The organism is Streptomyces sp. NBC_01446 (assembly GCF_026340095.1).
In the GTDB taxonomy this organism is placed as follows: Bacteria; Actinomycetota; Actinomycetes; order Streptomycetales; family Streptomycetaceae; genus Streptomyces; species Streptomyces aureus.
Genome location: NZ_JAPEPO010000003.1, coordinates 353,650 through 367,083, shown reverse-complemented (window position 1 = coordinate 367,083; position 13,434 = coordinate 353,650). Strand labels below are relative to the sequence as shown.

General features: G+C 67.2%; 16 protein-coding genes and 4 pseudogenes. 14 read left to right on the top strand and 6 right to left on the bottom strand.

All coding sequences use genetic code 11. The features are described 5' to 3' along the window. The first annotated feature begins 51 nt into the window (after window positions 1-51). Both OG456_RS46015 and OG456_RS46010 read left to right on the top strand, forming a co-directional pair. Window positions 52-860 (top strand): IS5 family transposase gene (locus OG456_RS46015; RefSeq protein ID WP_266571088.1). Its coding sequence is split into 2 segments (ribosomal slippage): window positions 52-391 and window positions 391-860, totalling 810 coding nucleotides; the frame shifts between segments, so codons are not numbered across the junction. 167 nt (window positions 861-1,027) lie between these two features. Then, window positions 1,028-1,519, top strand: a complete 492-nt coding sequence (locus OG456_RS46010) for a GNAT family N-acetyltransferase (RefSeq protein WP_266571087.1) — start codon at window positions 1,028-1,030, stop codon at window positions 1,517-1,519. 125 nt (window positions 1,520-1,644) lie between these two features. Here the strand turns inward: OG456_RS46010 and OG456_RS46005 are convergent. Both OG456_RS46005 and OG456_RS46000 read right to left on the bottom strand, forming a co-directional pair. Beyond that, window positions 1,645-2,050 (bottom strand): annotated as a pseudogene (locus OG456_RS46005) (DUF664 domain-containing protein). A gap of 89 nt (window positions 2,051-2,139) precedes the next feature. Further along, a complete protein-coding gene (locus tag OG456_RS46000) occupies window positions 2,140-2,541 on the bottom strand; it encodes a VOC family protein (RefSeq protein ID WP_266571086.1) in 402 nt (133 codons plus the stop codon). 124 nt (window positions 2,542-2,665) lie between these two features. Between OG456_RS46000 and OG456_RS45995 the strand changes: the two genes are divergently transcribed. The 6 genes and pseudogenes from OG456_RS45995 to OG456_RS45975 all read left to right on the top strand — a co-directional run. Continuing rightward, complete coding sequence (locus OG456_RS45995) at window positions 2,666-3,121, top strand: hypothetical protein (protein WP_266571085.1); 456 nt, start codon at window positions 2,666-2,668, stop codon at window positions 3,119-3,121. 107 nt (window positions 3,122-3,228) lie between these two features. Then, window positions 3,229-3,462, top strand: a complete 234-nt coding sequence (locus tag OG456_RS50695) for a helix-turn-helix domain-containing protein (protein WP_323136467.1) — start codon at window positions 3,229-3,231, stop codon at window positions 3,460-3,462. Window positions 3,463-3,540: 78 nt separating this feature from the next. Then, on the top strand, window positions 3,541-3,768 hold the full coding sequence (locus OG456_RS50690; RefSeq protein ID WP_323136490.1) for a winged helix-turn-helix domain-containing protein: 228 nt from the start codon (window positions 3,541-3,543) through the stop codon (window positions 3,766-3,768). Next, window positions 3,765-4,301, top strand: a complete 537-nt coding sequence (locus OG456_RS45985; protein ID WP_266571769.1) for a transposase — start codon at window positions 3,765-3,767, stop codon at window positions 4,299-4,301. Before OG456_RS50690 ends, OG456_RS45985 begins: the two co-directional genes overlap by 4 nt. A 561-nt stretch (window positions 4,302-4,862) precedes the next feature. Then, a pseudogene (locus OG456_RS45980) lies at window positions 4,863-5,080 on the top strand (transposase); the annotation flags it as partial. 2 nt (window positions 5,081-5,082) lie between these two features. Next, window positions 5,083-5,240: pseudogene (locus tag OG456_RS45975) on the top strand (IS30 family transposase); the annotation flags it as partial. A gap of 156 nt (window positions 5,241-5,396) precedes the next feature. Here the strand turns inward: OG456_RS45975 and OG456_RS45970 are convergent. Next, window positions 5,397-6,563 (bottom strand): epoxide hydrolase family protein, encoded by a 1,167-nt coding sequence (locus OG456_RS45970; RefSeq protein WP_266571084.1) that lies wholly within the window; start codon window positions 6,561-6,563, stop codon window positions 5,397-5,399. Window positions 6,564-6,776: 213 nt separating this feature from the next. On the opposite strand from OG456_RS45970, the gene OG456_RS45965 reads away from it, so the two are divergent. Further along, on the top strand, window positions 6,777-7,979 hold the full coding sequence (locus tag OG456_RS45965; RefSeq protein WP_266562512.1) for an IS110 family transposase: 1,203 nt from the start codon (window positions 6,777-6,779) through the stop codon (window positions 7,977-7,979). Between the two features lie 111 nt (window positions 7,980-8,090). On the opposite strand, the gene OG456_RS45960 is transcribed toward OG456_RS45965, so the two are convergent. Beyond that, window positions 8,091-8,324 (bottom strand): hypothetical protein, encoded by a 234-nt coding sequence (locus OG456_RS45960; RefSeq protein ID WP_266571083.1) that lies wholly within the window; start codon window positions 8,322-8,324, stop codon window positions 8,091-8,093. A gap of 563 nt (window positions 8,325-8,887) precedes the next feature. On the opposite strand from OG456_RS45960, the gene OG456_RS45955 reads away from it, so the two are divergent. From OG456_RS45955 to OG456_RS45935, 5 genes and pseudogenes are all read left to right on the top strand, one after another. Beyond that, a complete protein-coding gene (locus tag OG456_RS45955) occupies window positions 8,888-9,826 on the top strand; it encodes a hypothetical protein (RefSeq protein WP_266571082.1) in 939 nt (312 codons plus the stop codon). Window positions 9,827-10,556: 730 nt separating this feature from the next. Further along, window positions 10,557-10,838: an HU family DNA-binding protein gene (locus OG456_RS45950; RefSeq protein WP_266571081.1), complete on the top strand. Its 282-nt coding sequence runs from the start codon at window positions 10,557-10,559 to the stop codon at window positions 10,836-10,838. 258 nt (window positions 10,839-11,096) lie between these two features. Next, complete coding sequence (locus OG456_RS45945; RefSeq protein WP_323136489.1) at window positions 11,097-11,300, top strand: hypothetical protein; 204 nt, start codon at window positions 11,097-11,099, stop codon at window positions 11,298-11,300. Window positions 11,301-11,303: 3 nt separating this feature from the next. Then, window positions 11,304-11,840: a DUF6879 family protein gene (locus OG456_RS45940; RefSeq protein ID WP_266571079.1), complete on the top strand. Its 537-nt coding sequence runs from the start codon at window positions 11,304-11,306 to the stop codon at window positions 11,838-11,840. Continuing rightward, window positions 11,837-12,082: pseudogene (locus tag OG456_RS45935) on the top strand (helix-turn-helix domain-containing protein); the annotation flags it as partial. The gene OG456_RS45940 and the pseudogene OG456_RS45935, both read left to right, overlap by 4 nt. Before the next feature lie 77 nt (window positions 12,083-12,159). Here the strand turns inward: OG456_RS45935 and OG456_RS45930 are convergent. Both OG456_RS45930 and OG456_RS45925 read right to left on the bottom strand, forming a co-directional pair. Further along, window positions 12,160-12,582, bottom strand: a complete 423-nt coding sequence (locus OG456_RS45930) for a hypothetical protein (RefSeq protein ID WP_266571078.1) — start codon at window positions 12,580-12,582, stop codon at window positions 12,160-12,162. Beyond that, a complete protein-coding gene (locus tag OG456_RS45925) occupies window positions 12,579-13,409 on the bottom strand; it encodes an IS5 family transposase (protein ID WP_266571077.1) in 831 nt (276 codons plus the stop codon). Before OG456_RS45925 ends, OG456_RS45930 begins: the two co-directional genes overlap by 4 nt. Window positions 13,410-13,434 lie beyond the last annotated feature (25 nt).

The following is a 13,434-nucleotide window of genomic DNA, read 5'->3' as shown; positions in this document are numbered from 1 at the left end:
ATTTCGGTGGGGGGCTTGGTGGTTGGGTGTTGTGTCGGCAGGATTTGGTAGGTGTCTGCTGACCTTGTGCCTGATGATCTGTGGGAACGTGTCGCGCCGCTGTTGCCGGCTCGTGCGCCTCGGCGGCATCGGTATCCCGGGCGGTTGCCGGTGGACGACCGGGCTGCGTTGCGGGGCATCGTTTATGTGCTGTGCAAGAGCGTGAGCTGGCGGGACGTACCCGCGGAGCAGGTCGGCTGCAGCGGAGTGACAGCCTGGCGCCGTCTGCGGGACTGGACGGAAGCTGGCGTCTGGCCCCGTCTGCACGAGGTGCTGCTGGCCGAGTTACGGGCTGCCGGCTTGCTGGACATGGACGACGCAGCGATCGACGGCTCGCACGTGCGTGCCCTCAAAGGGGGGCTCACACCGGACCTTCGCCGGTCGACCGGGCCCGGCCCGGAAGCAAGCACCACCTGATCGTGGACCGGCATGGCACCCCGCTCGCTGTCTCTTTGACCAGTGGAAACCGTCACGATGTCACTCAGCTCATGCCGCTGTTGGACGCCGTACCCCGCATTCGCGGTCTGCGTGGCCGGCCCCGTCACCGGCCCCGGCGGCTCTTCGCCGACCGAGGCTGCGACTACGACAAGTACCGGCGTCTCGTCCGGGCCCGTGGGATCACACCCAAGATCGCCCGCCGTGGTGTCCCGCACGGTTCCGGTCTGGGCAAGACCCGCTGGGTCGTCGAGCGCACCTTCGCCTGGCTCCACCAGTTCAAGCGGCTTCGGATCCGCTATGAGATACGTGCCGACCTCCACCTGGGCCTGCTTCAACTCGCCTGCAGCATCATCTGTTTGAGACGACTCCGAACCTCATTCTGAAACCATCAGTAAGGGCTGACCCGTAAGTGTCCTACGCTCTGTGGGCGGACGGGACCAGGATGTCGCCGCTGGGATCCGCTGGACGTCGGCGTAGATCGTTCGTGGCCTGCTCTGCTCCACGGTAGGACTGTAGACAACCACGGGTGACGTCTCGCACCATGACCTGCATGCCCAAGTGGACTATCAAGCCGGAGCCCGTCACTGGCGCGGATATTGACGAGGCGATGTGGCAGTACTTCACCGAGATGGGACAGCGGGTGATGGGGCGTCCGCCCATGGACGCAGAGCTTCGGGAGGTGCTCCATGAAGACCCGCATGATGATCTGAGTCCACCACAGGGTGTCCTCCTCGTTGCTCGCGGCAGCGATGGCGAGCTCCTCGGATACGCCGGGGTGCGACTGTTGGCGGGCGATCCGTCGGCAGCGGAGCTCAAGCGCATGTACGTGCGTCCTGCGGGTCGTGGGCTGGGCCTGGGCCGTGGCCTGCTGCTGGCTGCCGAGGCAGCAGCACAGGAGTTGGGGGCCTCCCGGGTCGTGTGTGAGACCAATACCGAACTCACTGAGGCGCGAGCCTTGTACACCTCGCACGGTTATGAGGAGACCGGATCGTATGACGGTCACGGCAACGCGGAGCACTGGTACGCCAAGACCCTCGGCTAACGGGTTCAGCAGCCGGTTGGGCTCAGGGCGCGATGATCTCCGCCGTGGCTGGAGTGATCACGGCGTCCGAGCCGTCCTAGGGCTGACGTAAGTGGCTCGTCCCTTTCGCGGGGCCGCAGTCGGTCTTAGGTCAGAACCATCCAGCGGCGGCCGTCGACGAGTCCTCGTGCAGCGTCGAGATGTCCGGCGTGCCCTGCAGTCTCGGTGATGGCGTGCAGCAGGACATCCCGAACGGTGTGCAAGTGCGGTTCGCCGAAGAGGTGGTGGGGCCACCAGGCCAGAGGGGTGTCCACGGCCGTAGCGGCGTTCGCGAGGGTCCACCTCCGTGCGGTATCGGTCGAGGACCTCGGTATGCGGTACGTCGGGAGCCACCTGCCAGGCGTCGTCGATGTCATCGAGGGCTTCGATGACGGCGGGGCCGCCGGTGATGACGGCACGGAACCAGAACCGCTCGACGTCGAGCGCGAGGTGCTGGACGAGTCCCAGGCAGCTCCATCCGGACGGCAGCACGGGCCGCCGCAGTGCCTCCATGCCGAGCCTGTCGAGTCTGCCGAGGGCATGGCGACGCTGTGCGTCCAGAGAGGTCAGGAGGGCCTAGATCTCAGTGTCCGCTGTCGCGGTCACTGCGCGATCTCCCAGATGTGGCCGCCCGGATCGCAGAAGCTGGCAGTCCGTATCCCCCAGGGTCGGTCCATCGGACCATTCAGCAGCGTCACGCCGCGGGCGGTCAGGTCCTTGCACATCGCGTCCACGTCGTCCACGGGGAGGGTGAGCTGCAGGCGGGAGCCGGCGTCCGGGCTGGCGACGCGCGCGGGGGCGATCAGCTCGTGTGCCGCGGTGGATTGCAGCAGGTTGATGATGGTGTTCCCGAAGCTGAACACGGCCGAGTTGTCGTTCTCGAAGGTCACCGGCAGGCGGAACACGTCACGGTAGAACCGCTTCGTGGCCTCCAGGTCCTCTACGAACAGGGTGATGGCACTGATGTTTCCGGGCCATGTGGTTTCGCTTGTCGTGTGGGTCACGGCTACAAAGGATCTATGAGTGGTTGCGCCCTGCATAGAGGGCGGTGGGGATCTTCTCGCGAGCAGACCCGGGCGTATCCGGTGAGGGACTGGTTGTGTAAGCGGGCGATGCCGAGCATGGCGGGTGGACGCCGTCGCCCTTCAGCAGTGCGCCGGCCGGGTCACCGGTAGGTTTCACTATGAGGGTGCCCGCTGCTTCCCAATGCCGACGGCAAGACCGATCATGAGGTTCGTGGTGTCGAGCATCGTCGTTCAGTACACCGATCTCTTGCGGACCAGCGACTACGACCTATGGAGCCGGCTGCGGGAGCTTCTGAAGGGCCAGGGACTCGATCCAGACGGGGCGATCGTCGTCGATCTCTTCCAGGAGGGCCCCGATCACGAGGATGGCCAAGTCATCTCCGAAGACGGCAGGGTCTACAGATTCACCCTCTTCTACGACCAAGCAGCAGAGCACGTCGCGCTCAGCGCCTACCTCCACGACTGGACCGACATCACCGATTCTTGGCGGACCGGATCGCTGGCTATTCGAACAGCAGACGCCTTCGCTTGGATGTCCCGGTCCACCGAGTGGAGTTGACCGCCAGCGCAAGGGCGGTCAACCGCTGGCCCAGCTGAGTGTCTACTGAGGTTTTCGGGTTGTCGTCGGGTGGTGACGGTTGATGATCCCTGCGGTATGCCGGTGGTGTGAGATATCCGGAGGGTGGGGGCCTGACCGCTGAGCGTCGGGCGTTTCGTGAGGGGATCCAGCTCCAGGCCGGAGGACGGTTCGCGGTGGGTGAGAGGACCGCGGTGATCGCGAAGGACCTGCGGGTGAGCGTGAGGTCGGTGGAACGCTGGCGCCGGGCGTGGCGCGAGGGCGGGACGGAGGCCCTGCGCTCGGCTGGGCCGGCGAACTCCCCGACCGTAACCGATGCGTAATTCGCCGTACTCGAGGAGGAGTTGGCGAAGGGGCCGGCTGCACATGGCTTCGAGGATCAGCGGTGGACCCTGGCCCGGGTGCAGAACGTGATCCGCCGCCGTCTGCGGCTCAGTTTGTCGGTGGCGACGGTGTGGCGGCTGCTGAAACGGCACGGCTGGTCCTGGCAGGCACCCGCCCGCAGAGCCCTCGAGCGCGACGAGCACGCGGTGGAACTGTGGAAAAAGGAGGTGTGGCCGCGGGTAAAAGCCTCGCGGCGGCCCATGGGGGCTGGATCGTCTTCGAGGACGAAGCCGGATTCTCCATGACGCCGCCCCGCGCCCGCACATGGGGCCGGCGCGGACACACCCCCGTCATCCGGGTCAGGGGCAGATCCCGGCGCAGGACCTCGGTCGCGACCCTGTGCTGCTACAAACCCGGCGAGCCGAGCCGACTGATCTACCGGCCCCGCGCTCACCTGCTGTTGAAAGGAGCCCGGAAGAGTTTCTCCTGGCGCGACTACCGGGACCTGCTCGTGCGGGCCCACATCCAGCTCGGCGGACCGATCGTGGTCGTCTGGGACAATCTCAACACCCACCTGACAGCAGAGCTGAAGCGGTACGAGGCCGAACACGACTGGCTCACCACCATCCGTCTCCCGCCGTATGCACCCGACCTCAACCCCGTCGAGGCCATCTGGTCCCTCGTGCGCAGGGCAATGGCCAACACCGCCTTCGACACACCCGACCACCTCGACCGCATACTCCGCCGCGAGTTACGCAAAATCCAGCTCCGACCCCACCTGATCGACGGTTGCCTCACCGCCACCCGCCTGACCCTCGCCCCACCGACCCCACCCTGAAAATTTCAGTAACTGCGTGACAACGCCCACGGACAACGGCGGACGAGCACGGACGCCGATGGACTGTCAGCGCAGGCGAGAGGCACAGCAACCCAAGGCAGAGCTCCCGCCCAAGCTGCTTTGGGACGAAGCGGTCCCCGTGCCACAGCCGTGCCACATGGTGCGGTCATTCACGGTCAATGACGGCTCGCCACAGTCGAGATGCGCCGTTCACCTGGGCTGCCGCTACAGCCGGAGTGACCTGGACACCCCCGCTGCTGACCACGTCTGTCCTTACAAGGCAGATATCGGCGGTCCGAAACCGTCCGCACCCAACAGGTTCGAGACGCGAGCCGCACCGGCAGTCCTCGATCGACGGCGAGGCCTGCTAGATACCTGACGGCGGTCTGCGAACCGGTGGCGCGGTGGAACTTTCTCTACTTCATCAAGGCCCGCGCACGGCGCGGGCAGAGTCTCGATCAAACCCGGAACGGTTCAACCTGCCTTCATCTCGCAGCCTGAGAACGCATCAGCCCTGGCCCCAGGAAGTACCCGCTGGAGTTGCGTGAGCGTGCGGTTCGGATGTACCGCACGTCGGAGCCGAAGCCAGTTATCCGTCGCATTGCCGAGGAACGCGGCGTGCATTACGAGGCCCTGCGCGGCTGGATCCGGCAGGCCGAGGCGGATGCCGGCGAGCGGGACAACCTGCTCACCACCGAAGAGAAGGAGGAGCTGGCCCAGCTGCGCCGCGAGTGCGCGAGCTGCGCCGGGCGAACGAGGTCCTGCGGTCGGCCTCGGCTGATTCTGCGATCCCGCCAGCCCCTGGCAGCGCGGCTCGAACGAGAACATCCACGGCCGCCGGCATCTGGACGCCTCGCTGCCGAACTCAATGGCTGCCCACGCAAAACGCTCGACTGGGATACCCCGGCCGAGCGTCTGCATGGACTGATCGCTGCCTGACCAACCCGCCACATATTGCGACGATCACTGGATTCCAAGGTCCGGGCTCACGGGCACGTCCCCGGCAACGCCGCCCTCAAGTGCGCCTACATGGCGCTGATGAGCCTGGACCTGACGGAGAAAGGCCGCAAACCCGTCCGTGGATGGCGGTGCGAGTCACGCGCGGGACCGTGGGACCGGGGGCAGGGGCGAACGGTGGTCGCGGAAGAACTCGGTGATGTCGTGGGCCAGCAGGCCGGGTTCCTCGTGGGCGGCGAAGTGCCCGCCGCGAGGCATGTGCGTGTAGCGCGTGATGTTGTAGGTGCGCTCCGCCCAACTTCGTGGCGGCCGGCTCAGGTCGGCGGGGAACAGGGCGACAGCCGTGGGTACGTTCACCCGTTCCACTCGCCGGGTCAGGCCGTGGGCGTACTCGTAGTAGGGCCGGAACGAGGTGGAGATCGTGCCGGTGAACCAGTACAGGGATGCCTGGGTGAGGACGAAGTCGTCGCTGAACCGCGAGGACAGGTCTCCTCCGCCGTCGCTCCAGGCGCGGTACTTCTCCACGATCCAGGCCAGCAGACCGGCGGGCGAGTCGGCCAGGGCGGGGGCGAGGCTGAGTGGGCGGGTGTTCTGTTGGTGCTGGTACCCGCCTTCCTGTGCCTGCCAGGCCGCGACGGAGGCCAGGTAGTCCTTTTCCTCCGTGGTGAGGCTGTCCGGGTCGTAGGCAGCCGGGGCGGCCACGGCCAGCACATGGATACCCACCAGCGCCTCGGGGTGGGCCTCGGCGAGCCTGGAGGTGATGCCGGCGCCCAGGTCTCCGCCGTGCGCCGCGTACCGTTCGAAGCCGAGTTCTTCGTACATCAGGCGGTGCCACAGGTCGTGGGTCTGTTCGGCTCCGGTGAGCGTGGGCCGCTGGGGCGAGAAGGCGAAGCCGGGCAGGGAAGGGACGATCACGGTGAAGGCGTCCTCGGCTGCCCCGCCGAACCGGGTCGGGGTGGCCAGACGTTCGGCGAAGGCGGCGAGTTCGAGGAAGGAGCTGGGCCAGCCGTTCGTCAGGACGAGGGGCAGCGCGTCCGGGTGTTCGCCGTCGTAGCGGAGGTAGTGCACGGGTGTGCCGTCGAGGTCGGCGAAGTGGGAGGGCAGGGCATTGACGGCGGTCTCATGGTGGCGCCAGTCGTAGCCGGAGGCCCAGTAGGCGACGAGGCGGCGGAGTTCCGTGGTGTCGGTACCGGCCTCCCAGCCTTTGACCGGCCAGGGCTCCGCCCATCGGGTGGCCCGCAACCGGGCGCGGAGGTCGTGCAGTTCGGCGTCACTGACCGAGATCACGGGTGTGTCGGTCGGCATGGGTTCCTCCGTAAGTTGTTAGGCGGCCCGGGAGGGCCGGGTGTGGCTTATGGGTTCTTGCCTTCAGTGGCTTCCAAGGAGTGGCCGCCCGGCTCTCCGGGGAGCCCTGGCTGCTGATTGAGATGTGCGCGCTTCGTGCGGTCGCTGATTACGGAGATGACAGCGGGGTGTTCCTCGGGCCGACGGCATGCCGAGCGGTGCGAGGAGGGGCAAGTGAACGAGCGGAAAGCCCGGGTCTGGGCTGGCGTCGACGCGGGCAAGGGCCACCACTGGGCAGCCGTGGTTGACGAGACCGGCGCCACGCTGTGGTCGAAGAAGATCGACAATGACGAGTCGGCGATCCTGACCGCGCTCGGCGAGATCCTCGCCCTGGCCGGCCAAGTGCACTGGGCAGTGGACATCTCCGGCACGTCCTCCGCGCTGCTGCTGGCTCTGCTGGCAGCCCACGACCAGCGGGCCGTCTACGTGCCCGGACGCACGGTCAACCGCATGTCCGGCGCCTACCGCGGTGAGGCGAAGACCGACGCCAGGGATGCCTACGTCATCGCCGAAACCGCCCGCCACCGCAACGACTTCGCGGCGATCGACGTGCCCGCCCAGCTTGCCGCCGACCTCGCGCTGCTGACCGCGCACCGCACGGATCTGATGGCCGACCGGGTGCGGATGATCAACCGCCTGCGGGACGTGCTGACCGGCGTCTTCCCTGCTCTGGAGCGGGCGTTTGACTACTCCGCCCACAAGGGCGCCCTGGTGCTGCTGACCGGTTATCAGACCCCGGCGGCGATCCGCCGACGCGGCCGGGCAAGGCTGACGGCCTGGCTGGCCAACCGCAGTGTCCGCGGCGCCGACATGGTGGCCCGGGCCGCATTGGAAGCCGCGCAGGCCCAGCAGACCGTGCTGCCCGGCGAAGATGTCGCCGCGCAGATCGTCGCCGACCTGGCAGGGCAGATCCTGGCCCTGGACGACCGCGTGAAGCGGATCGACCGGCAGATCCGGGAGACGTTCCGCAGCCACCCGCACGCAGAGATCATCGAGTCCCTGCCCGGCATGGGCCCCATCCTCGGCGCCGAGTTCATCGTCGCCGCCGGTGACCTGTCGGCCTACGCCGACGCCGGCCATCTCGCCTCGGCGGCCGGGCTGGTGCCCGTCCCGCGTGACTCTGGCCGGCGCACCGGCAACCTGCACCGGCCCAAGCGCTACAGCCGCCGCCTGCGCAGAGTGTTCTACATGTCCGCGCAGTCCAGCATCGTCCGCGAAGGGCCGAACCGGGACTTCTACCTGAAGAAGCGCGGCGAGGGCTGCAAGCACGTTCAGGCCGTCATCGCCCTGGCCCGCCGACGAGCTGGCGTGCTCTGGGCATTGCTGCGTGACGGACGGATCTTCACCTCCGCCCCACCGGTCACACAGGCGGCTTGACTTCGTCATTGAGACTCCTTGGGGTGCTGAGTGTGCGGGCACGGCGTAGGCGGTGTCGGACGCTTCTCCGTGCGCGATCGGCGGGGTGGAGCGGGCGGCGCCCCGCCAGGGTCACGGACCCGGCCATGAGGGCGGCGACGGAGCGAGCAGGGCCAGCGCGAGGGCGGTCCGGTCGGCGAGGAAACCGATCAGTGGCGGGCCGCAGACGCGCTCGGTGGGGATGAGGTGCGCGACAGTGACGAAGTCGCCCTCGCATGAACTCCCTCCTGGAGTGCCAAGCACCGTCAGTTCCGCGCCTTCCGGACCGACCGCCCGGTGCCCGGACTGCCCGGTGACGGACTCCACCCGAAAATCCCCTCAACCGACGCGGGCCGCCCACCTTGCCACACCACGTCCAAGGGTCAGCGGCGCGCGTCGCCGGGGGCGAGCAGGCCGTCTCGGTCGGAGCCACTGCTGCGCGGCCAGCAGCTCCTGACAAGCCTGGCGCCGCGTGATGACCCACCGGCCGAGGTCTTCGCCCCCTGCACGACGACATCGCCCGCGGCGCCCCCGTCGCGGACGTGGGCCTGGAGTGTAGGAAAGGGCTTGGGTTCGCGGGGGCGTTGATACGCGTGCGGTGAGGTGGCCATGAGCGGGGCCGGGGCTGTGCCGTGAGCCCGTAGCTGCGTACCTCGACCGGTGAAGGCCCTTCCTGTACGCAACCAAGCCTGGCGAATTGGGTGGATGTGTATGGGAAGGCGCGTCATGCTGGAGGGGATTTGATGTGAGGGGGGCGCGTGGGACGCGGTCAGGCTGAGACTCTTGACGAGAAGCACCAGCGCTGGCTGGAGGCATACGTGGTGAGGGCCCGCCGAGTAGAGGAGCACTCGCTCGCTTCCGACTGGGATGCCCTTGTGGAGCTGACCCGTATGAAGATCAACGTACGCGTCCACAACGGCGAAGCCCGGATCCGGTATGAGCTTCCGCCTGAGGAAGTGGTCGAGTCCGCTGCGGCGCGACTGAGGCCGATCCTCATGGACAAAGAGGACTGCTTCCACATGAAAGCGTTGGCAGCCCTGGGCTACATCTTCCGAGCATCGCCACAAGATGCGAAGTGGATACAGGCTGCGCGTACTGAATGGCGGACACGGGTGAGCCCCTCCACACGTGAAGAATCCGGCTACTGGGTCATGGTTGCAGACACAGCCACGGGCGAGGACCACGATCTTGATGCTCACAGGCTGGCATGGGCCTGGATCTACGGAGACGTGGTGCATCACGATCCGGAGCGGCGCAAGGAAGGCGATCCCTTCGGGTTGCTCGACCGGTTTCGCGCCGCTGTGCCTCTGGTCGCCTGGGCCATGGTCGGCACGATTGAGCTCCTGAACTACATCCGAGCCCTGAGCGAGGCTGGTCTTCTGCAGCTCCGACAGGGGGTCTTCGACGAGCAGGTCGCCTTGAAGTCGACCGTGTGGGAAGAAACCGCCGAAATATACTACGCCCCCGTCGGTACTGAACCTCCGTCGCTTGCGAGCTCCCCAATGCCCGCAGGGTGGCTCCCGCTGAGCAAGGCGACCGACCTGTCGATCTTCCGCCACCGTTTCGCGGGAAGTCTTGTACACCAGGAGCGTTCACCGTCCATGACGGAACTCCCCTCACCTGAAGAAGTCGAAGCCGCACGCTCACCCAAGGGCGGCTACAGCAGGGCACAGCTCGCCGCGTGGGGCGTCCTGTGGCCCCCGCCCAAGGGGTGGAAGGACGAGCTGGCCGAGCGATGGAAGGCCACACACCACAATGGCGCACCGCCGCCGCCCCTGCCCCGTCCCGCCCCGGCCGACTTTGCGCAGGAGACGCTCGACTTCGGCTGACCCACGACAGCGGGGCCGGACAGGATCACGTTGTCCGACCCCGCTCCTCGTTCCCGACCGCTCACCGGCTGAGGCGGATACGCGGCCCTACGCGAACTGTCGTCCCCCGTACGTCCTCTAGCTCCCCGTTTCACCCGCTGCGCAGGAGGAACGGCGCGGTCCCACTTCGATGGCCGGGGAAAAGTTCGTGGTTTCTCACCGCCGGGCCGCGCTCGTCCTGACCCCTGCGGCGCGCCCAGCCCTCCTTGATCACTTGTGTGGTCGTGGGTCATTGTGAGTGCGTCCCGCGCAGTCCTGTCGGTCGCGCCGATTGTCCAAGTGATTGAAGGATGCATGCCCGAGACTGCGTTGAACCATCGCGATGACCAGGCGAGCCCGGCTGCTGGTCTGCTACAGCCGCAATGGCAGAACCTGTTCGTCGCGCCCGCCTACCCAGAGGGCTTCGCCGAAGAAGCCGGGCAGGACTGGACCGAGAAGCAAGCTCCACCAGTGCAGGGCCACGCCCATGGGGCCCGACGCCCCCACCGACGCGCCGCCTGAACCTGTTGTTTCGTTTTGCGCTTGCTTCGCGCGTGAGGCCTTCTTCGTGGCCTGCGGTGCTTTGAGCCGGCCGCTGCTGACTCGGCAGCCTCACGCATTGTCAGTGGCGACTGACAGCATGGGTGACTTGATCTGTCCCTGTTCCCTGGCGGAACAGGGCGCCCCCCCGCATGTGATTCGGAGTACCGATATGACCCGCAGTGAACTGGTGGCCGCGCTGGCCGACCGCGCCGAGGTGAGCCGCAAGGACGCTGACGCCGTCCTGGTTGCGTTCGCCGAGACGGTCGGCGACATCGTCGCCAAGGGCGACGAGAAGGTCACCATTCCCGGCTTCCTGACCCTTGAGCGCACCCACCGTGCCGCGCGCGAGGGCCGCAACCCGGCCTCGGGTGAGCCGATGACCATCCCTGCCGGCTACAGCGTCAAGGTTTCCGCCGGCTCCAAGCTCAAGGAAGCCGCCAAGGGCAAGTAAGTCTTCTCGGGAAGGGCGGGGGCGGCTACCCGGATCCCGGTGGCCGCATCACCGTTGGCGAGGCCTGGTTACGCTGCCCGCGGTGCAAGGAGACGTGCAACAACGCGGCGGCATTGCACCGCGTGCTGGCCCGTTGCTGCGCCGATTGCGCGCAGTGAATGGGCAGCTGAGCGCATTGAGTAATCCCCGGCAATCAACCACCATCCGGCAGGCTGGCGTCGCATGCTGGACACCCATCCGGCGCAGGCGGAGGACGACATGACGCTCAGGTTCATCGGCACCACGTCCGAGCACGGGAACTGTCCGACCCTGTACGAAGTCGTGGAGACCGGCGACATCGTCGTCCAGGGCGACCAGCTCACCGATGGCGAGCACCTCGCGCAGCTCCGCGACCTCGGCGTCCGCGAGACTGCCGTCGTCATCCCCCGCGAACTGCTCGCCCGCTTCGCCCCCAAGGAGTAGCCAGTGCCGTCCCTGATCCCCTTCGAGGAGATCACCAATCTGTTCACCGAGTTCGAACGCACCGCGTTCCGGCTGGAGACCCGCCGCGGCTACGCCACCGACCGGGCTGGCGCCCGGTTTAAGGCGTTCCTGCGTGGTGTCTATCCCGTGGCGGAACCGGATCACCCGTGGAACGTGAACGTGCGGGACAAGGCCGAGCAGGGGGCGCGGTTCTCCCGCGTCCGGATCGTCGATGAGCCGCCTACGGACGGCCAACGGTTCCTCATGGCCACGGCCGCCGGGAACGTCGACGCGGGCGAGGACATCCGTGTTGTGCCCCGGTCCGAAGCTGTGCGCCTCGAACTGCCGGACGACGACTTCTGGCTGTTCGACTCCCGCACTCTGGTGCGCATGCACATCGACGACACCGACACCACGGTCGGCGTCGAGCTGGTCGACGACGCAGCCGAGGTGCTCGCCGCGTGCCGGGCCCGTGATGCGGCGCAGGCGGCTGCACGGCCTTCTGCCCAGGTGTGGGCGCAGGTACGTTCGTCCGTGTGAGCACCGACTTCCAGCATGGCCGGGAGGCCCTCGGCGCGCGGCTCCGCGAGCTTCGCGTCGAGGCCGGCCTCGACGGCTAGAGCCTCGCGGAACTGCTTGGCTGGCAGCGCTCCAAAGTGTCCCGGCTCCAGAACGGACGCCAGACCGCCACGGACGAAGACTTGGAAGCCTGGGCCGGGGTCGTCGGTGTACCCGAGCAGGCGGCCGAGCTGCAAGCCCGACTGCGCGGGTTGGAATCTCAGAGTGCGGAACGTGAGTTCTTGTCCGTTTCGTAGTTGAGGTTGGACAAGGATCGCTGGTCATGGGCGCGAGATGGTCCTCAAGCGCCGGGGCGGGCGAACAGGCCGGGTTCGGGCTCGGCGAGGATGCCGCGGCTGACCAGGCGCTTGAGTTTCGAGCGGATGCCTTCGGTGTTCTTCGGGAGGATCGGCAGGTCGAGGGCGTGGCACAGGTCGCGGGCGCGCATCGGCCGGCCTGTGTCGGCCAGGGCGGTGAGGATCTGCTGGTAGGCAGGGTGGTCCGGGATGTCGGGGCCCTCCGGCTCGGTGGCGGGTGAGGGCACGGGGAGCGTGAGGAGGGTCTTGCGGGTGATGCGCAGGTTCTCGCTCTCCGTGTCGATCTCGCCGAGCTGCCGGGTGAGTTCCTCGATGCGGTCCCGCAACTGCCCGGCCTGGTCGGTTAGTTCGCGCTCACGGTTCTCGATGTGTTCCAGGATGGCCTTGACCTGCGGGTTGTCGCTCATGCGGTCCTCCAGGAGGCGAGGGTGGCTCCGGTGAGGCGGCGGCTCATGACGGAGGTCATCGCCCACAGAACGCGGGAGCGGGAGGAGGCGGGACGGTGTTCGTAGTCGCGTACGAGACGGCGGTAGAACATCAAGATCCCGTTCGTCTGCTCCACGATCCACCGCTTCGCCTGCGGAACGAACCCGCGCTGGTCCGGGTTGCGTTCGACGATCTCGACGTCGATGCCCACGGTCTTGCCGTGCTCGACGACCTTGTTCTTGAAGCCCTGGTCGACCAGGGCCTTGGTCACCGTGTCGCACTGTGCGGCGACACCGTCCAGCAGGGCGATACCGGCGGCGTTCTCGTGCGCGGAGGCGGGCAGCACGACGCAGTCGATAACCAGGCCCAACACGTCCACGGCCAGGCATCTCTTCCTGCCCGGGACTCTTTTAGCGGCGTCCTTGCCGGTCGTGGTGGCGGGGACGCCGACCGCGGCGTGGATACTCTGCGTATCCAGGACCACCAGGCTCGGATCGGCTAATCGCCGCTTCTTCTCGCGAAGTTGCCACCGCATCAGATCGTGGATGGTCTGGTCGGTGCCGTCATCGCGCCACTTGTAGAAGTAGTACTTCACCGCGCCGGCGGGCGGCAGGTCGTGGGGCAGCAGGTCCCACTGGCAGCCGCTGCGGTTCTGGTACAGGATCGCGTTCACGATCTCCCGCATCTCGTATCTGCCCTGATGGCCGCTGACCGACGGATGCGTGGCCTTCCAGGCTGTGATCACGGGCTCGACCAGGGCCCACTGCTCGTCGGAAGTGTCACTCGCGTACGGCTTGCGCATGCTCATGCCACAACCCAAGCGAATCCCGAAC

Excerpts from the sequence above, each read along its gene's own strand:
- OG456_RS45945 (WP_323136489.1), top strand. The coding sequence starts at position 11,097 with ATGACGCTCAGGTTCATCGGCACCACGTCCGAGCACGGGAACTGTCCG.
- OG456_RS45985 (WP_266571769.1), top strand. The coding sequence starts at position 3,765 with ATGACGCCGCCCCGCGCCCGCACATGGGGCCGGCGCGGACACACCCCC.
- OG456_RS45955 (WP_266571082.1), top strand. The coding sequence starts at position 8,888 with ATGAAGATCAACGTACGCGTCCACAACGGCGAAGCCCGGATCCGGTAT.
- OG456_RS45930 (WP_266571078.1), bottom strand. The coding sequence starts at position 12,582 with ATGAGCGACAACCCGCAGGTCAAGGCCATCCTGGAACACATCGAGAAC.
- OG456_RS45925 (WP_266571077.1), bottom strand. The coding sequence starts at position 13,409 with ATGAGCATGCGCAAGCCGTACGCGAGTGACACTTCCGACGAGCAGTGG.
- OG456_RS45950 (WP_266571081.1), top strand. The coding sequence starts at position 10,557 with ATGACCCGCAGTGAACTGGTGGCCGCGCTGGCCGACCGCGCCGAGGTG.
- OG456_RS46010 (WP_266571087.1), top strand. The coding sequence starts at position 1,028 with ATGCCCAAGTGGACTATCAAGCCGGAGCCCGTCACTGGCGCGGATATT.
- OG456_RS45970 (WP_266571084.1), bottom strand. The coding sequence starts at position 6,563 with ATGCCGACCGACACACCCGTGATCTCGGTCAGTGACGCCGAACTGCAC.